The following is a 17,738-nucleotide window of genomic DNA, read 5'->3' as shown; positions in this document are numbered from 1 at the left end:
CTACACAGGCTCGTGAAAAGCTTCGGGGCTTCCAGACAGCGCCTTTGCCGCTTATATAGTGGGCAAAGAATGGAGTTTTTCATGGTTGACGTTACCATCTACACGCGCCCCGGTTGCCCTTACTGCACCAAGGCAAAGGAACTGCTGACCCGCAAGGGCGTGGAATTCAATGAAATCAATGCCGGAGCAACACCGGAATTGCGCGCCGAAATGCAGGCGCGTTCAGGCCGCAATACCTTCCCCCAGATTTTCATCGGTTCGGTTCACGTTGGCGGTTGCGACGATCTTCATGCGCTGGAAGATCAGGGAAAACTCGACGGCCTGCTCGAGACTGGTCAATTGAACTGAGGTTATTGGGAGACACCGATGAGCACGTTCCGCGCTGCCGCAATACAGATGCGTTCGGGTACCGATGTTGTGCGCAACGTCGAGAACTTGGAAAAATTGGTCGTCGAGGCGGCAGCGAAGGGCGCGGTCTATGTGCAATCGCCGGAGATGACGGGCGCCTTGATGCGCGATCGGGTCGCCTTCAAGGCTAGCCTGCGTGACGAAGCCAACGATCTCGTTTTCAAGGCTGCTTCGGCATTGGCGGCGAAGCACGGCATCTTCCTGCATATCGGTTCAACCGCCATCGATGCCGGTGATGGCAAGATCGCCAATCGCGCCGGCATTTTCGCCCCTTCAGGCGAGAAGCTCGTCACTTATGACAAGATCCATATGTTCGACGTCGATCTGGACAATGGTGAGAGCTGGCGCGAATCAGCAACCTACGAGCCGGGCAGGGAAACAGTTGTTGCCCAATTGCCTTTCGCAAACCTTGGCATGGCGATCTGCTACGATATCCGCTTCCCGCAATTGTTCCGCGCGCAGGCGCTTGCCGGCGCCAATGTGATTACCGGTCCGGCTGCCTTCACGAAACAGACCGGAGAGGCGCACTGGCATATCTTGCAGCGTGCGCGGGCTATCGAAAATGGCGCATTTCTTATCTCTGCCGCTCAAGGGGGACTGCATGAGGACGGGCGCGAAACCTATGGTCATTCGATCATCGTTTCGCCATGGGGCAAGGTGTTGGCGGAAGCCGACCATGACGAACCGGCTGTGATCGTTGCCGATATCGATGTTGCCGAAAGTGCTGCAGCGCGCGGCAAGGTGCCGAATTTGAAGAATGCTCGCGAGTTCGCCGTGAAGACGGTGACCGCCAAACAGAATGAGGATGCATAAGTCCATGATCCGCTTTTCGCTTCATTGCGATCAGGGCCATGAATTCGAGGGCTGGTTTCGCGACAATGCCGATTTCGACCGTCAGTCGGAAAAGAAGCTCGTCGCGTGCCCGATGTGCAATTCGCAAGCTGTCCAGAAATCGCTGATGGCGCCGGCTGTTTCGACAAGCCGTGGCAAGGAGAAGATTGCCATGGCGCTGGGCGACACGCAGAAACAGATACTGGATGAAATGCGGGAGTTGAGCCGCAAGGTTCGCGAGAACGCGGATTATGTCGGTGACAGGTTCGCCGAGGAAGCCCGGAAGATCCATTTCGGCGAGACCGAAACACGTGGTATCTACGGCGAAGCGTCGCGCGAGGATGTGCATTCGCTGCTTGAAGACGGCGTCGACGTTCTGCCGTTGCCGGTATTCCCGGAAGACAAGAACTGATTGCCGTACAGGAGATGGGCGCATGAAACTGATGGATTCTGCGCCTTTTCTGCTGGTTGCAACCGGCACTTTGCTGGGGCTCATCCTGCCGCTTGGCAAGATTGCCGCGCAAGCGGGCATTCCGCCCGCCATCTGGACATTTCTGTTTTCGGCAAGTGCGGGGATCATCCTGTTCGCCGTTCTTCTTTTGCAGGGAAAGAAGATCGGCTTTTCAGGCGGGCGGCTGCGTTATTATATCTGTACCGCCTTCGTCTCCTATGCAGTACCTAATCTCCTCATCCTTTCCGCCATTCCGCGCCTTGGCGCGGGTTTTACCGGCATCATGTACACGCTCTCGCCAGTGATCACGCTCGTCCTGTCGATGGGATTCGGGCTGCGGCGTCCCAATGCGCTCGGGATTGGCGGTATAGCCATGGGCTTTATCGGCGCGGTGATGGTGGCGCTGACGCGCGGCGAGGTGGGTAAGCCTGCCGATCCGTTGTGGATCGCCGCGGCATTGCTCATTCCGGTGTTTCTGGCCATCGGTAATGTCTACCGCACGCTCGACTGGCCAAAGAATTCCGATCCGACCGAGCTTGCTGCCGGAAGCCATCTGGCGTCAGCGCTGATGCTCTGTGCCGGAATATTCCTGTTCACCGGCCAGTTTCCGATTGAAACCCTGTCGGTTGCGCCATGGGCTGCCCTTGTCCAGTCTATTGCATCGGCGGGCATGTTCGCGCTTTTCTTTCGGCTCCAGGCGGTTGGCGGGCCGGTTTATCTCAGCCAGATCGGCTATGTCGCGGCAGCCCTGGGGCTTATTTCCGGAACTCTGTTCCTGGGCGAACACTATCCGCCGCTGACATGGATCGGGGCGCTGGTCATTTGCGCAGGCGTCGCCATGACAACGCGCGCGCAGAGAGGCTAACCGTTTCACACTTTCAGGATGTGCTCTGATCAGGCGGGCCGTTCGGCAAGCACCATATAGTTCACATCGGTATCGCGGGAGCGGTTCCAGCTGTCGGCCAGCGGATTATAGGTCACGCCAAGCTTGTCGATGAGGCGTAGACCCGCCTTGGAAAGAGCCGATTCCAGTTCTTCCGGGCGCACCAGTTTTTCGTATTGATGCGTGCCGCGTGGCAGCCAGCGCAGGACATATTCCGCGCCGATGATGGCGAGGCCGTAAGCCTTCAGCGTACGGTTGATGGTGGCGACGAACATCAGTCCGCCGGGCTTCACCATTTCGCTCGTTGCCGACATGAACAGGTCGACATCGGAGACGTGCTCGACCACTTCCATGTTGAGCACGACATCGAATTTTTCACCGGCTTCGGCCAGCGCTTCTGCGGTCGTGGCGCGATAATCGATGTCGAGGCCGCTTTGCGCTGCGTGGATTTTCGCCACCTCGATGTTCGTCGTGGAGGCATCCGCTCCGATGACGGTCGCGCCGAGGCGCGCCATCGGTTCGCATAGGAGCCCGCCGCCGCAGCCGATATCGAGCAGGCGCAGGCCTTCAAAGGGGCGCGGCGCATTGGGATCGCGGTTGAACTTGGCGCAGATCTTTTCCTTGATATAGGCAAGCCGCGTCGGATTGAACTTGTGCAGAGGACGGAACTTGCCCTGCGGGTTCCACCATTCCGCTGCAATACGTGAAAAATGCTCGATTTCCGAAGCGTCGATGGTGGTGCGGGCGGTTTCGGTCATTTCCATTCTCCAGCGGCGGAAGCGTGCAGTTCTGCTCTCAAGGTAGTACTCCAAAGTCAAGGAACAAATCAAATTTGCTCTCAGGAGGCCCGATGCGAATCGCGGCCTTGCGGAAGCGTGACATATTAGCTATGTGACCCCGGGTTTGCCTGTCGCAACAATATGAGGTTTGGGCAGGTGAGAGTGTAATTTTTCTAAACAGCGGGACGTATCCTTAAATGGCGCGCATCGTGATGAAATTCGGCGGCACTTCGGTGGCCGATCTGGAACGCATCTATAATGTGGCGCGCCACGTCAAACGCGAGGTCGAGGCGGGCAATCAGGTTGCCGTCGTCGTCTCGGCCATGTCCGGCAAGACCAATGAGCTGGTCGGCTGGGTGCAGAACATGCCGAAAGTCTGCGGCGCAAGCTCTCCCTTTTATGATGCGCGCGAATACGACACCATCGTCGCTTCCGGCGAGCAGGTGACGAGCGGTCTTCTGGCGATTGCGCTCCAGTCCATTGGCGTCGACGCGCGTTCGTGGCAGGGCTGGCAGATTCCGATCAAGACCGACAACGCCCATGGCGCGGCCCGTATCCAGGAAATCGACGGTTCGGAAATCATCCGCCGCATGGAAATGGGGCAGGTTGCAGTTGTCGCGGGTTTCCAGGGGCTGGGCCCCGACAATCGCGTTGCAACGCTTGGACGCGGCGGTTCGGATACGTCCGCGGTCGCCATTGCGGCTGGCGTGAAGGCCGATCGCTGCGATATTTATACGGATGTGGATGGCGTCTACACGACCGACCCGCGCCTGGAGCCGAAGGCAAAGCGCCTCTCGAAGATTTCCTTCGAGGAAATGTTGGAAATGGCATCGCTGGGCGCCAAGGTTCTGCAGGTGCGCTCGGTCGAACTCGCCATGGTGCACAAGGTGCGCACTTTCGTGCGCTCGAGCTTTACGGACCCAGATGCGCCGGGCATGGGTGATCCGATCAACCCGCCCGGAACCCTTATTTGCGACGAGGATGAAATCGTGGAACAGCAGGTCGTCACAGGTATCGCCTTTGCGAAGGATGAAGCTCAGATTTCGCTGCGGCGCGTGGCCGACCGGCCGGGCGTTTCGGCGGCAATTTTCGGACCGCTCGCTGAAGAGCACATCAATGTCGACATGATCGTGCAGAATGTGTCGGAAGACGGCTCCAAGACGGACATGACCTTCACCATTCCGACCGGCGACATCGACAAGGCGCTGAAGGTGCTTGACAAGGTCAAGGGCGAGATCGGCTTTGACAATATCCAGTCGGAAACCGGCCTTGCCAAGATTTCCGTCATCGGCATCGGCATGCGCAGCCATGCGGGCGTCGCCGCAACCGCCTTCAAGGCGCTGGCCGAAAAGGGCATCAATATCCGCGCCATCACGACGTCCGAAATCAAGATTTCGATCCTGATCGATGGCCCTTATGCGGAGCTGGCCGTGCGCACGCTGCATGCGGTCTACGGGCTCGACAAATAATCAACAGAATTAGCATCCGCTTTGGAGCTTTGCCGCGTAGCCGAAAGGGTGCGCGGCATTGCAACATTTTGCGAGGCGCGACTATTTGTTCTGGACGCGGGTGTCAAAAATGCTCACAAAGGGATTGGCGTAACGCATCGCGGGCGGGTATTGGGAATCGGCTGGCGAATGCATGCCAGCAACCTGAAAGGAGCCCCCGACGATCATGCGTGAGCTGACAACCGGTCCCCGTGTACTGCTCAAGCGGCTGCGCGAATTGATGGCAGAGCCGCTGGAACCGCAGGCGCGCCTCGACCGGATCGTCCGCGAGATCGCGCAGAATATGGTCGCGGAAGTCTGCTCCTTCTATGTGCTGCGGGCCGACGGCGTTCTCGAACTCTACGCGACGGAAGGTCTTAATCCTCAAGCTGTTCACCTCGCCCAGCTTCGTCTCGGCCAGGGTCTGGTCGGCACGATTGCTGCAAGCGCCCGTCCGCTCAACCTGACCGACGCCCAAAGCCATCCGGCCTTCGCCTATCTGCCGGAAACGGGTGAGGAGGCTTATAATTCCTTCCTTGGCGTTCCTGTCCTTCGCGCTGGCCGCACTTTGGGCGTTCTTGTCGTCCAGAACAAGACCAAGCGGGCTTATCGGGAAGACGAGGTCGAAGCACTTGAAACCACCGCCATGGTCCTTGCCGAAATCATCGCGACCGGCGACGGTCTGCGTCTGGCGCGCCCCGGCATAGAGCTTGATCTCGGTCGTCCGATGAGCGTGACGGGTCAGGCTTTCAATGACGGCATCGGGCTCGGCCATGTGGTGCTGCATGAGCCGCGCATCGTCGTAACCAATCTTTTCAACGAAGACAGCCAGGCAGAATTGAACCGGCTGGATGAAGCGCTTGGGTCCTTGCGCATATCCATCGATGACATGCTTTCGCGCCGTGACGTGGCGGTGGAAGGCGAGCACCGCGAAGTGCTGGAAGCCTATCGCATGTTTGCCCATGACCGCGGCTGGGTGCGGCGTCTGGAAGAAGCCATTCACAATGGACTGACCGCCGAAGCGGCCGTTGAAAAGGTGCAGAGCGACACGCGCGCCCGCATGGTGCACCTCACCGATCCCTATATGCGCGAGCGCCTTTCGGATTTTGACGATCTCGCGAACCGTCTGCTGCGCCAGCTCATGGGACGCGACATCAAGACCATCGCCGAATCGCTGGTCAAGGATGCGATTATCGTCGCCCGGTCCATGGGGGCTGCCGAACTTCTGGATTATCCGCGCGAGCGCTTGCGCGGTGTCGTTCTGGAAGACGGCGCTGCCACGAGCCACGTCGTGATCGTCGCCCGCGCCATGGGCATTCCGGTCGTCGGGCAGGCCAAGGGCATCGTCTCCATGGCTGAAAACAATGATGCGGCCATCGTCGACGGCGATGAAGGCATCATGCATCTGCGTCCGCAGGCCGATCTGGAAACGGCTTATGCGGAAAAGGTCCGCTTCCGGGCACGGCGGCAGGCCCATTACCGCGAATTGCGGGACAAGCCATCCGTCACCAAGGACGGCGTCGATATCTCGCTTCTGATGAATGCCGGGCTTCTCGTCGATCTGCCCCAGCTGTCGGCGTCCGGTGCGGCGGGCATCGGCCTGTTTCGCACCGAGCTTCAGTTCATGGTGGCTTCCACCTTCCCGCGAGCCGAGCAGCAGGAACGCCTCTACCGCTCGGTCATCGAGGCGGCGGGCGACAAGCCGGTGACTTTCCGGACGCTGGATATCGGCGGAGACAAGGTTCTTCCCTATTTCAGTTCGACCGTGCAGGAAGAAAATCCGGCGCTCGGCTGGCGCGCCATCCGCCTGACGCTTGATCGTCCGGGTCTGCTGCGCACCCAGATAAGGGCGCTCTTGAAGGCGGCGGGCGGACGCGAGTTGAAAATCCTGCTGCCGATGATCACGGAAGTGAGCGAGGTGAAGGCCGCGCGTGAGATCATCGATCGGGAAGTCCGTCATCTGTCGCGCTTTGCTCACCAGTTGCCCATGTGCCTGAAACTCGGCGCGATGGTCGAGGTGCCGTCGCTATTGTGGCAGCTTGAGGAATTGATGTCGCTCGTCGATTTCATTTCCGTGGGGTCGAACGATCTGTTTCAGTTTCTGATGGCGACGGATCGTGGCAACTCGTTGATGTCGGGGCGCTTTGACCAGCTTTCGCCCGCATTCCTCCGTGCGCTTCGTCACATTGTCGAAACCAGCAACCGGCACGGCAAGCCGCTTACCCTGTGCGGGGAAATGGCCAGCAGACCGCTTCCTGCCATGGCGCTGGTCGGTATCGGGTTCCGGTCGATTTCGATGTCGGCGGCAGCCATTGGCCCGGTCAAGGCCATGCTTGGCGCGCTGGACGCGGGCAAGCTCACCGCCTTGTTGGCGGAAGAGCTGGACAAGCCCAACAGCGCGCATTCGCTGCGCGAACTTTTGATGAGATTTGCCGAAGACAACGATATTCCGTTATAGCGAAGCAGATTGATCTGACCGGACGGTCGCGGCGCGGTATTGCGCGGCGGGCCGTTCTGCATTCGGTGCCGACAATTTTTAGGACATAACATGATCGCATTGCCGCAAGACCGGATGGACCAGCTCTTGAAGCGGTTCTCAATGATCGAAAGCCAGATGGCCAACAATCCGGATTCGGAAACCTATGTGAAGCTCGCATCGGAATATTCCGATCTGCAGGAAGTGGTTGGCAAGATTCGCGAGCTGACCGGTGCCCGCAAGGAAGCGGTTGAACTGGCGGCCATGCGTGACGACGCTTCCACGGATGCCGAGATGCGCGCGCTGGCGCTGGAAGAACTGCCGGAAGTCGAAAAGCGCATCGGGACACTGGAACAGGAAGTCCAGATCCTGCTCCTGCCGAAAGATGCTGCCGACGAGAAGAACGCCATTCTGGAAATCCGTGCCGGTACCGGCGGTCTTGAAGCCGCGCTCTTTGCCGGCGATCTCTTCCGCATGTATGAGCGCTATGCTGCGGAAAAAGGCTGGCGGGTGGAGCTTGTCTCGGCCAGTGAAGGCGATGCCGGAGGCTACAAGGAAATCATCGCCACCGTGTCGGGCAAGGGCGTGTTTTCCAAGCTCAAGTTCGAATCGGGCGTGCACCGCGTGCAGCGCGTGCCGGAAACGGAAGCCGGTGGGCGTATCCATACCTCCGCCGCGACCGTCGCGGTACTGCCGGAAGCCGAAGACATCGACATTGAAATTCGCAATGAGGACATCCGCATCGATACGATGCGCGCCTCGGGAGCCGGTGGTCAGCACGTCAACACCACCGACTCGGCGGTGCGCATTACGCATATCCCGACCGGCATCATGGTCGTTCAGGCCGAAAAGTCCCAGCATCAGAACCGCGCCCGCGCCATGCAAATCCTGCGCGCACGCCTCTATGACATGGAGCGTCAGAAGGCCGAAAACGAGCGTTCGGAATCGCGGCGCAGCCAGGTCGGCTCGGGCGACCGCTCCGAGCGAATCCGTACCTATAACTTCCCGCAGGGCCGCGTCACCGATCACCGCATTAATCTCACGCTTTACAAGCTCGACCGGGTCATGGAAGGCGATCTGGACGAACTGGTCGACGCGCTGATTTCCGATCACCAGACCGCGCTCCTCACGGAACTGGGGCAGTAAAAGTGAGCGAGATGCGCCTCGACCACCTGATGGCCGGTGCACGGACAAGGCTCCGTGCGGCGGGGCTGGATACGCCAGACCTCGACGCGCGGCTTCTGGTCGAATGGGCGACGGGCAAGACACGGCTCGATCTGATATCGGCGCCCGAACAGTTGGTGGATGCGACAGCAATCGAGAACCTTTCCAATGCGCTGAATCGCCGCGCAACGGGAGAGCCGGTTCACCGGATCATGGGCGGGCGCGAGTTTTTCGGCCTGCCTTTCCGGCTTTCTGCTGAAACGCTTGAACCGCGCCCCGATACCGAAGCGCTGGTGGAGCTGGTCATACCGGCACTGGAAGTGCTGGCCGAGCAGGAGAGTGCGCTTGAGCTCCTCGACATGGGGACGGGAACGGGCGCGATCGTTATTTCGCTTCTGCACCGCTTCGAGTGCGCCCACGGCATCGGCCTCGACGTCGCGGACGGAGCGCTTGCAATGGCGCGAATCAACGCTGCGGCCAATGGCGTCGGCGATCGCTTTGCCGCGCTAAAAAGCGACTGGTTCCAGAATGTGAGCGGACGGTTTCATCTTATCGTCTCAAATCCGCCCTATATTCCGCATGACGATATTGCCGGGCTGTCGCGCGAGGTGCGTGAATATGATCCGGTTGCGGCACTTGACGGCGGGGGCGACGGGTTGAATTTCTACCGGGCCCTTGCAGAGAAGGCTGCGGATCACCTATATAAGGATGGAATGGTTGCCGTAGAGATCGGCGCCGGACAATTCCAGGACGTTGAAGCGCTGTTCGAAAGCGCAGGCTTTTCACTCGCAGGACATGCAAGTGATCTTGGCGGCCACAGAAGGGCCATGCTTTTCGCGCACGGATCGATTACGCAATTTTGATGCGATGAACCGCTAAAAAACACTTGGAATTTGCGGCGAAGCCGTTTAGTTTCCGGCCACCGTATACAGCCAGAATGGTTTTGCCCGCTGATGGGCGGTAGCGGAAATGCTCCATGACGATTTTCGGTCATGCTCCCTGGAGGGTTCTTTGGGGATGGCTTGTGCGGAAGTACACGACTTTCAAGCATACTCTCGAAGAGCAAAGCTTTTCGGAAGAGTTATGCATTAATGCAACCGCGGAGTTTCGGGGACCTTCAAAAGGTGTACCTAAACTCAGGAGCAGTCGATTTGTGGGAAGTTTTTAGGGCGTACTTCCTCCATGGCTCGATAGCGCGAAACCGGCAGCTTTTTTGGCTGTGGAGTTTCTACGCCCTTTAATCTGAAAAGAGATGAATATGAGGCCAGCACAGCAGAACAGGCGCATGCGCGGACGGGGGAATAACAATAACAACAACAACCGCAAGGGCCCCAATCCTCTGTCGCGCAACTATGAAAGCAATGGCCCGGATGTGAAGATCCGCGGCAATGCGCAACATATTGCAGAAAAATACTCGGCGCTTGCGCGCGACGCACAGGCATCTGGCGATCGCGTGATGGCAGAAAACTATCTTCAGCACGCTGAACATTACAATCGCATCATCATGGCTGCCATGGCGCAGAATCCGGTGCCGTTCCAGCGCGAAGAAAGCTTCGACGATGACGGCGCGGATGACGAGGAAGCCGTTTTCACGCCTGCCGCCGTGCAGCAGCCCGTCAATGGTTCCGGCCCGCAGCCGGTCATCGAAGGCACGCCAGCCGAGGTTGTCTACGGTGAAGAAAGCGGCGAACCGGTAAAATCCGGCGAAGGCCGCCAGCAGCCGCGCGAACGCGACAATCGCGACCGCCGTCTCGGTCGTGGTCGCCGTCCGCAGCGTGAGCGCTTCAACGCCGACGAACGTTCCGATGAACAATCGCAGGAAAAGCAGGCTCAGCCAGCGGCTGAAGAGGTGCCGGCTCCGGTTGAAGTCGTCGCCGAGCCCGCAGCACCGGTTGTCGCCGAGGCCGCTCCTGCTGCCGATGTAGCACCCGCCGAAGAAGCAGCAGCACCACGCCGCGCCACGCGCCGTCCGGGCCGTCCGCGCCGCGCCGCCAAGGATAGCGGTGACGAGACGCCGGCAACGGAACCCGCAAATTCCGACGCCTGATTGTCTTTTCGTAAATGAGTAAAAAATGGCGCGGTTTCCGCGCCATTTTTATTTGGTTTTGCAAGTGCCTGTAACCCTTGCCGAAACTGGGCCATCGTCCCATATGCAGTCATGGAAGGAAGCTCGCCCAAAGTGGGGGCTTCGTCACCATATATCTTCTGGTGCCGCTTGACGGGCCGGAAGGCAAAGGAGACATCATGAATATCGAAAAATATACGGAACGCGTCCGCGGTTTCATTCAGTCTGCTCAGACTTTTGCGCTGTCGTCCGGCAATCAGCAGTTCACACCGGAACACCTGTTGAAGGTCCTCGTCGATGACGATGAGGGGCTTGCCTCGTCGCTGATCGAACGCGCAGGCGGGCGGATTGCTGATGTGCGCATCGGATTGCAGGCCGCGCTCGAAAAGCTGCCCAAAGTATCGGGCGGCAACGACCAGCTTTATCTTTCACAGCCGCTTGCCAAGGTTTTCTCGCTTGCCGAGGAACTTGCCAGCAAGGCTGGGGACAGTTTCGTCACCGTCGAGCGCCTTCTTACCGCTCTGGCGATGGAAAAAACCGCAAAGACGTCTGAAATACTATCCGCTGCCGGTGTGACGCCGACGGCGCTCAACAAGGTCATAAACGACATGCGCAAAGGCCGCACCGCCGATTCGGCGTCTGCTGAAAGCAATTATGATGCGTTGAAGAAATATGCCCGCGATCTGACCGAGGATGCGCGTTCCGGCAAGCTCGACCCGGTGATCGGCCGCGATGAGGAAATCCGCCGCACTATCCAGGTTCTGTCGCGCCGCACCAAGAACAATCCGGTTCTGATTGGTGAGCCGGGCGTCGGCAAGACCGCAATCGCGGAAGGTCTGGCGCTGCGCATCGTCAATGGCGACGTGCCGGAATCCCTGAAGGACAAGCAGTTGATGGCGCTCGACATGGGCGCGCTGATTGCCGGTGCCAAGTATCGCGGGGAGTTCGAAGAGCGTCTGAAGGCTGTGCTTTCGGAGGTGCAAACGGCTGCCGGACAGATCATCCTGTTCATCGATGAAATGCATACGCTGGTCGGTGCGGGCAAGTCCGATGGCGCGATGGATGCATCGAACCTGTTGAAGCCAGCCCTTGCGCGCGGGGAACTGCATTGTGTCGGTGCGACGACGCTGGAGGAATACCGCAAATATGTGGAAAAGGATGCAGCGCTTGCCCGCCGCTTCCAGCCGGTGTTCGTCGATGAGCCGACCGTCGAGGATACGATTTCGATCCTGCGTGGCCTGAAGGAAAAATACGAGCAGCACCATAAGGTGCGCGTTTCGGATTCGGCTCTGGTTGCCGCGGCCACACTCTCGAACCGTTATATCACCGACCGTTTCCTGCCCGACAAGGCTATCGATCTTGTCGATGAGGCGGCATCGCGCCTGCGCATGCAGGTCGATTCCAAGCCGGAAGAGCTGGATGAGATCGACCGCCGCATCATGCAGCTGAAGATCGAGCGCGAAGCGCTGAAGGTTGAAACCGACGCAGCCTCCAGGGACCGCTTGCAGCGTCTTGAAAAGGAACTGACCGATCTGGAAGAAGAATCGGCAGAACTCACCGCGAAATGGCAGGCAGAAAAGCAGAAGCTCGGACTGGCCGCCGATCTCAAGCGCCAGCTTGAAGAAGCGCGCAACGCTCTTGCCATTGCGCAGCGCAACGGCGAATTCCAGAAGGCGGGCGAACTTGCCTATGGCAAGATTCCGCAGCTGGAAAAGCAGCTCGTCGAAGCGGAAAGTCAGGAAAGCAAGGGCTCTCTGCTTGAGGAAACCGTTACGCCTGACCACGTTGCGCAGATCATTTCACGCTGGACGGGCATTCCGGTCGACCGGATGTTGGAAGGCGAGCGTGAGAAGCTGCTGCGCATGGAAGACGAGCTCGCAAAACGCGTCGTCGGCCAGGGCGAAGCGGTGCAGGCCATCTCCAAGGCCGTTCGCCGTGCCCGCGCCGGGCTTCAGGACCCCAACCGTCCGATCGGTTCGTTCATTTTCCTCGGCCCTACAGGTGTCGGCAAGACGGAACTGACCAAGGCGCTCGCCGCGTTTCTCTTCCAGGACGACACGGCCATGGTTCGTATCGACATGTCGGAGTTCATGGAAAAGCATTCCGTGAGCCGGCTGATCGGTGCGCCTCCCGGCTATGTCGGCTATGAGGAAGGCGGCGTCCTGACGGAAGCCGTGCGCCGCAGGCCCTATCAGGTGATCCTGTTCGACGAGATCGAAAAGGCGCATCCGGATGTGTTCAACGTGCTGTTGCAGGTACTGGACGACGGTCGCCTGACTGACGGGCAGGGACGCACGGTCGACTTCCGCAATACGGTCATCATCATGACCTCGAACCTCGGTGCCGAATATCTCGTCAACCTTGGCGAGAAGGAGGATGTCGAAACGGTGCGTGAGGAAGTGATGGGCGTGGTGCGGGCTGCCTTCCGTCCGGAATTCCTGAACCGTGTCGATGAAATCATCCTGTTCCACCGGCTGCGCCGTGAAGACATGGGTGCGATTGTCGATATCCAGATGCAGCGTCTCCAGACGCTGTTGAGCGATCGCAAGATCGTGCTGCAGCTGGAAGAGGATGCACGCGAATGGCTGGCCAACAGGGGGTACGACCCGGCCTATGGCGCGCGTCCTTTGAAGCGCGTCATCCAGAAGGAAGTTCAGGACCCGCTCGCCGAGCGCATTCTCCTGGGCGACATTCTGGACGGTTCCATCGTCAAGATCACTGCCGGTTCGGACCGGCTCAACTTCCGTCCGATTCGGACTGCGCAAGAGGACGAAAGCCGCAAGGTAGACGAGAACGCCTGAACGTTCACGAGTTGAAAACCACGGGCGCCGCAACCGGACAGGTTGCGGCGCTTTTTCGTATAAGCCCTGACAAGTTTTCCGGTTTTCCGCCGAGCTTGGCCATTTTCATGTCCAGTTCATCTGGCATCTGCTTTATCAGCTAATCAGTTATTAACCATATTCGCGGCATCCATGATCTCTCGATCACCCAGGGCATTCTTCATGGCGCATTACACACGCATGCTTCGTTTCGCTTTGTTTGCTTCCGTGGCGGCAACCGCCGTCAATGGTGCTGCCCGGGCCGACGAAAGCAGTTCTGCAACGGTGGCCGGACGCCCGGTACAGCTTGCGCAGCTTTATGATCCGGGTGAGGAAATCTATCATGATCGCCGGGTGCGAGTGTTCATCGACCAGTATGGCCGCCGCATTACCATGGATCGTCGCGGGCGGATCCTCAGTGTCGAGGATGCCAATAATTATGACCCGAACGCCTATGATCGCCGGGTTCGCCGGGCGCCGCAGCCGGATGACAACTGGACGCTCGATGGTCCGGTCGATGGCGGCGCGCCCTATGATGGTTTCGGCAATGTGCCCGAAGACCCCAATTACTACCCTGATGCTCCCGCAGCGCCGCAATATCGCGGCAACAGGGATGGGCAGGTGCAGCGGTCTGAACTGCCACCGGCAGGCGATCAGTATCCGGACAATACCAATTCAGCCAGCGCCAATCCCGGCTATGACGGCCAGCAGGATTACGGCCAGCCGGGTTATGAACAGCCAAGAGGTGTTCCCAATCCAAGCGACATGGCCCCGGCCATCGAAATGCCGAAGGGGCAGGGCGCAAAGGCGAAGATCGCAGCCTATCAAATACTCCTCGACCGCGCCGGTGCATCGCCGGGCGTCATTGACGGCCGTTCGGGCAGCAATGTCGACAAGGCGGCTGCCGCCTATGGCGAGCTGACCGGAAAGTCGATCAGCCCGACGGATGAAGCGGCGGTCAATGCGGAGCTGGAAGCGACAGGCGGTCCGGCCTTTATCGAATACACAATCACCAATGAGGATGTGGGACGGCAATACGTCGCCTCCATTCCGGAAGATTACGCCCACAAGGCGCAGCTTCCGGCGATGGCCTATACATCGGTCACAGAAATGCTGGGCGAGAAGTTTCATATAGACGAAGCCTATCTGAAAGAGATCAATCCCGGCGTGAACTTCAACCAGCCCGGCTCGGTCGTGAAGATTCCCAATCTCGGCAAGCCTGTCCGGACCAAGGTGGCCCGTATCATTGCCGACAAAGGACGCAAGCAGGTTCGCGGCTATGATGAGACCGGCAAACTTGTCGTTGCCTATCCCTCGACCATTGGTTCGTCGGACAATCCGTCACCGTCCGGCACCGTCCAGGTCGAGCGCATCGCGATCAATCCGAATTACACTTATAATCCGAAGATCAATTTCAAGCAGGGCAACAACGACAAGATTCTGACCATTCCGCCTGGGCCGAACGGGCCGGTGGGAACAGTCTGGATCGCGCTTTCCAAGCCGACCTACGGCATCCACGGCACGCCCGAGCCATCGAGAATCGGCAAGACCTCAAGCCATGGCTGCGTGCGACTGACCAATTGGGATGCGGAAGAGCTCGCGAAGCTGGTGAAGCCCGGCGTCACGGTAGAGTTCACCGAATAGGTTCGATAATTCTGCAGAAAGGCCGGGCACTTCATCCGGCCTTTTTTGTCAGCTCTTCGTCGATCCGTTCGAAGCCAGCTTTGTGCCATTGTCATCGCTGTTCAAAAGCGCATCGATGCGGTCGCGTTCCTGCTTGAAGGCTTCGAGTTCCTTGCCGGAAAGCGCCTTGTTGTCGGGCAGACGAATGCGCAGCGGATCGACCTTGGTGTCGTTCACAATCAGTTCGTAGTGCAGATGAGGGCCGGTCGAAAGACCTGTCGATCCCACATAGCCGATGACTTGCCCCTGCCGCACGCGGGCCCCCGCCGTAACGCCGCGGGCGATGGCGTTCTGATGGCTATAGCTGCTTACATAACCATTGGCATGACGAATCAGGGTCTGGTTACCATAGCCATTGGTCCAGCCTGCCTTTTCCACCACACCATTACCGGAGGCGATGATCGGTGTGCCGCGCGGTGCGGCCCAGTCCACGCCGGTATGCATGCGGCTATAGCCAAGGATCGGATGGCGACGCATGCCGAACGGCGAGCGGAAGACACCATTGGGAACCGGATTGCGGAGCAGGAACTGCTTCGCGCTCTTGCCGTCGCCATTGAAGTAATCGACGCTGCCGTCCGGAGCCTGATAGCGATAAAATTTCCGGGTTGTTCCACCGAAATTAGCCGAAACATAAAGAAGTTGCGAATCGGCTTCCGGTTTGTCGGGGTCGTCCGGCAGCGAGAAGAATGCGTCGATCTGGTCGCTCGGCGTCAGACGCGATTGCAGGTCGACATCGCTTGCCAGCATCTTGACGAGCTGTTCGCGCATCGTCTCCGACATGCCATAGGCGAGCGCGGCACGGCTGATCCCGTCATAGACACTCGGCAAATTGCCTCGAATAGCCGTTGGAAGGGCATTGCCGTCGAAAGCCGTCTGCAGGAGCGGGGTCTGTTCCGGTTCGTCGGACGGAATATACTGTCCGCGGTCGTTGAGGGCGACCGTGACCAGATGGGTCGTGCGATTGTAGATGCTCGCACGCACGATACGGTCCACGCCATCGCGGGTTTCTGTACCCACCCGCAGAACGCTGCCTTCCTTGAGCCGCGGCGAATTCATCAGCCTCGTAAGCGAATCGGCCATGTTGCTGGCATCATCGCCGGTGTAGCCGGCATCTTCGAGCGCCTGCGTAATTTCAGCGGTCTGGCGGAACGGAATCAGTTCTTCCGAGAAACCTTCACTGACCGTATCTTCATCGCCGCGCTGCGCGACGCTGACATTTTCCTGCGTAATCTTCACACCAAGCGCGGGGCCAAGCGCGAAGGGAGAGTCCGAGCCGCCAAAACGGGCGGGGTCGACATAATGAAGCGAGGCGACCTGCACGTCGCCGTCGGTCAGGAGACCGCCGGTATCACGCACAACCTTTTCGACCTCATCGACGGTAAGGTCGCTGGATGCGTCGAAGGTCGTGCTGTTCATCGGAAAATCAACCACATGCAGGCTGACTTCGCTTTCGACCTTGGCGCCGTAAATCTGGCCGGCGTCGGCCGGTTGTGGTGCCGCAGGGCCTTCAGAGAATACCGTCAAGGCGTCGAAGGCCGGATATTTGCGATTGGTCGGATGGTCGACGGCAAGGGCCATGCGAACGAATTCGAACGGCCTGGTCCGGATAACCTCGCGCTCGCCCACCTTCTGCATCGTGGAAAGATCGAAACGGCGCCGGTCGCGCGGTTTTTGCTGGGAAACGGTACTGACCAGACGCCCGCCCTTGGTAACGTCGACGTCGTCGGCTACACCCGGCATGTCGTTTCGGGCAAGGATTTCAGGCGGGGTCGCCAACTGTTCGCGACCGTCCAAGGCGGCGAACAATGCAACACCAATCAGCATGCATGAGGTGACGCCGGTCAGAAAAGTACCGGCGAGCCAGCGGGCAGAAACCTCACGACGATCCGGAGGCCGCCGCCGTCCGCCTACGCTCAGCGGGGGCTCGTCACCCGGATCGAGATTGTTCGGCCCCAACTCTTTCATACTGATATAGCCGGTCCTCTATAAAACTGACCGCACAAAACGTGCTTGAAGTTGCTTATCGGAAAAGCGGGAAAACCGCCAATCCGGTATAAAGGTGTCTTCCATCTTGTCGGAAGGCTCCCAAATGGGCCCCGAAAGGGTATGTGAGTTTTGCCTGCCGATGAAACGTAAGTCAACGACAAGCCTGCCGGACAATGATTTCCACAATCGCCCGCAAGGCGTGTTGTTTGCCGGTTTCAAAAGTTGCGTGGAAGCTATTCGGGCAATAAGGCCGGTTTAAGGCCCTCCCCAAGTGCTGCCGGGGCAATGAGCGCTCTATAATATAAGGCGATTACGTGGGAATCCGGCAGCTTGTGGAAAGCTGTCAAAAAAACATCAAAAAACTTCTTTGGTGCTGTTGACATGGAGGAGGGGCCGCCCCTATATACGCCTCCACAACGAGGGCGGCGACGCTGCTAGCGGCAGACTGATGCGTCCCTTGGGTTGGTTGAACGGGTTGGACAGCGATGTCTGATTTGATTAGACCGGCGGCGTTGGCGGGGCGGAAGTCCTGTTGATGTTGGAAGGAAAGAGCAGCTTGTAAGTTTGTGATTTTCTTCAAAAAAAGTGGTTGACAGGTTGGTTTGACTGATCTAGAAGCCCGGCACCGCAGACGAGGCGCTGACAGGGATTTGACCTTCGGGTTGGGTGATTGGCAGCGGGCTTTGTGAGCGGATTGAGATTTTTG

At 58.9% G+C, this 17,738-nt stretch carries 13 protein-coding genes; 11 read left to right on the top strand and 2 right to left on the bottom strand.

From position 1 onward, the window contains the following. The first annotated feature begins 81 nt into the window (after positions 1-81). Genes grxC through J9800_RS17895 form a run of 4 tightly spaced genes read left to right on the top strand, consistent with a single transcriptional unit; the run spans position 82 to position 2,555 of the window. On the top strand, positions 82-348 hold the full coding sequence (gene grxC, locus J9800_RS17910; protein ID WP_114217327.1) for a glutaredoxin 3: 267 nt from the start codon (positions 82-84) through the stop codon (positions 346-348). Between the two features lie 18 nt (positions 349-366). After that, complete coding sequence (locus J9800_RS17905; protein ID WP_114217309.1) at positions 367-1,221, top strand: carbon-nitrogen hydrolase family protein; 855 nt, start codon at positions 367-369, stop codon at positions 1,219-1,221. Positions 1,222-1,225: 4 nt separating this feature from the next. Then, entirely contained in the window at positions 1,226-1,651 is a 426-nt protein-coding gene (locus J9800_RS17900) for a DUF1178 family protein (protein ID WP_112592344.1), read from the top strand. Positions 1,652-1,673: 22 nt separating this feature from the next. Further along, entirely contained in the window at positions 1,674-2,555 is an 882-nt protein-coding gene (locus J9800_RS17895) for a DMT family transporter (protein WP_114217308.1), read from the top strand. Positions 2,556-2,584: 29 nt separating this feature from the next. Here the strand turns inward: J9800_RS17895 and ubiG are convergent, their stop codons facing one another. Further along, positions 2,585-3,331, bottom strand: coding sequence for a bifunctional 2-polyprenyl-6-hydroxyphenol methylase/3-demethylubiquinol 3-O-methyltransferase UbiG (gene ubiG, locus J9800_RS17890; protein ID WP_114217307.1), 747 nt, complete (start codon positions 3,329-3,331; stop codon positions 2,585-2,587). Between the two features lie 218 nt (positions 3,332-3,549). Between ubiG and J9800_RS17885 the strand changes: the two genes are divergently transcribed. The 7 genes from J9800_RS17885 to J9800_RS17855 all read left to right on the top strand — a co-directional run bounded on the left by J9800_RS17885 (position 3,550) and on the right by J9800_RS17855 (position 15,007). Continuing rightward, positions 3,550-4,821 carry an aspartate kinase gene (locus J9800_RS17885; RefSeq protein ID WP_006467884.1) on the top strand — a complete coding sequence of 424 codons (1,272 nt, stop codon included), beginning with the start codon at positions 3,550-3,552 and terminating at the stop codon, positions 4,819-4,821. Between the two features lie 205 nt (positions 4,822-5,026). Continuing rightward, entirely contained in the window at positions 5,027-7,297 is a 2,271-nt protein-coding gene (ptsP, locus tag J9800_RS17880; protein ID WP_112592314.1) for a phosphoenolpyruvate--protein phosphotransferase, read from the top strand. A gap of 90 nt (positions 7,298-7,387) precedes the next feature. Beyond that, positions 7,388-8,461, top strand: a complete 1,074-nt coding sequence (prfA, locus tag J9800_RS17875) for a peptide chain release factor 1 (protein ID WP_112592312.1) — start codon at positions 7,388-7,390, stop codon at positions 8,459-8,461. A gap of 11 nt (positions 8,462-8,472) precedes the next feature. Next, entirely contained in the window at positions 8,473-9,342 is an 870-nt protein-coding gene (prmC, locus tag J9800_RS17870) for a peptide chain release factor N(5)-glutamine methyltransferase (RefSeq protein ID WP_286167676.1), read from the top strand. 395 nt (positions 9,343-9,737) lie between these two features. Next, positions 9,738-10,526, top strand: coding sequence for a DUF4167 domain-containing protein (locus J9800_RS17865; RefSeq protein WP_114217306.1), 789 nt, complete (start codon positions 9,738-9,740; stop codon positions 10,524-10,526). Positions 10,527-10,723: 197 nt separating this feature from the next. Further along, a complete protein-coding gene (clpB, locus tag J9800_RS17860) occupies positions 10,724-13,345 on the top strand; it encodes an ATP-dependent chaperone ClpB (RefSeq protein WP_114217305.1) in 2,622 nt (873 codons plus the stop codon). Between the two features lie 201 nt (positions 13,346-13,546). Next, positions 13,547-15,007 carry a L,D-transpeptidase gene (locus J9800_RS17855; protein WP_114217304.1) on the top strand — a complete coding sequence of 487 codons (1,461 nt, stop codon included), beginning with the start codon at positions 13,547-13,549 and terminating at the stop codon, positions 15,005-15,007. 48 nt (positions 15,008-15,055) lie between these two features. Here J9800_RS17855 and J9800_RS17850 read toward each other — a convergent pair whose 3' ends face one another. Next, complete coding sequence (locus J9800_RS17850) at positions 15,056-17,011, bottom strand: M23 family metallopeptidase (protein ID WP_114217303.1); 1,956 nt, start codon at positions 17,009-17,011, stop codon at positions 15,056-15,058. Positions 17,012-17,738: the final 727 nt, after the last annotated feature.

Origin of the sequence: Ochrobactrum sp. AP1BH01-1 (assembly GCF_018066705.1) — a bacterium.
Classification (GTDB): Bacteria; Pseudomonadota; Alphaproteobacteria; order Rhizobiales; family Rhizobiaceae; genus Brucella.
The sequence above is the reverse complement of the archived record's forward strand: the minus strand, read 5'-3'. Positions and strand labels throughout refer to the sequence as shown.

Bases quoted from the DNA above. Each gene is read 5' to 3' on its own strand.
- clpB (WP_114217305.1), top strand. From the start codon at position 10,724: ATGAATATCGAAAAATATACGGAACGCGTCCGCGGTTTCATTCAGTCT.
- J9800_RS17885 (WP_006467884.1), top strand. From the start codon at position 3,550: ATGGCGCGCATCGTGATGAAATTCGGCGGCACTTCGGTGGCCGATCTG.
- J9800_RS17855 (WP_114217304.1), top strand. From the start codon at position 13,547: ATGGCGCATTACACACGCATGCTTCGTTTCGCTTTGTTTGCTTCCGTG.
- grxC (WP_114217327.1), top strand. From the start codon at position 82: ATGGTTGACGTTACCATCTACACGCGCCCCGGTTGCCCTTACTGCACC.
- J9800_RS17905 (WP_114217309.1), top strand. From the start codon at position 367: ATGAGCACGTTCCGCGCTGCCGCAATACAGATGCGTTCGGGTACCGAT.
- J9800_RS17895 (WP_114217308.1), top strand. From the start codon at position 1,674: ATGAAACTGATGGATTCTGCGCCTTTTCTGCTGGTTGCAACCGGCACT.
- prmC (WP_286167676.1), top strand. From the start codon at position 8,473: ATGCGCCTCGACCACCTGATGGCCGGTGCACGGACAAGGCTCCGTGCG.
- J9800_RS17900 (WP_112592344.1), top strand. From the start codon at position 1,226: ATGATCCGCTTTTCGCTTCATTGCGATCAGGGCCATGAATTCGAGGGC.
- J9800_RS17850 (WP_114217303.1), bottom strand. From the start codon at position 17,011: ATGAAAGAGTTGGGGCCGAACAATCTCGATCCGGGTGACGAGCCCCCG.
- ubiG (WP_114217307.1), bottom strand. From the start codon at position 3,331: ATGACCGAAACCGCCCGCACCACCATCGACGCTTCGGAAATCGAGCAT.
- ptsP (WP_112592314.1), top strand. From the start codon at position 5,027: ATGCGTGAGCTGACAACCGGTCCCCGTGTACTGCTCAAGCGGCTGCGC.
- prfA (WP_112592312.1), top strand. From the start codon at position 7,388: ATGATCGCATTGCCGCAAGACCGGATGGACCAGCTCTTGAAGCGGTTC.
- J9800_RS17865 (WP_114217306.1), top strand. From the start codon at position 9,738: ATGAGGCCAGCACAGCAGAACAGGCGCATGCGCGGACGGGGGAATAAC.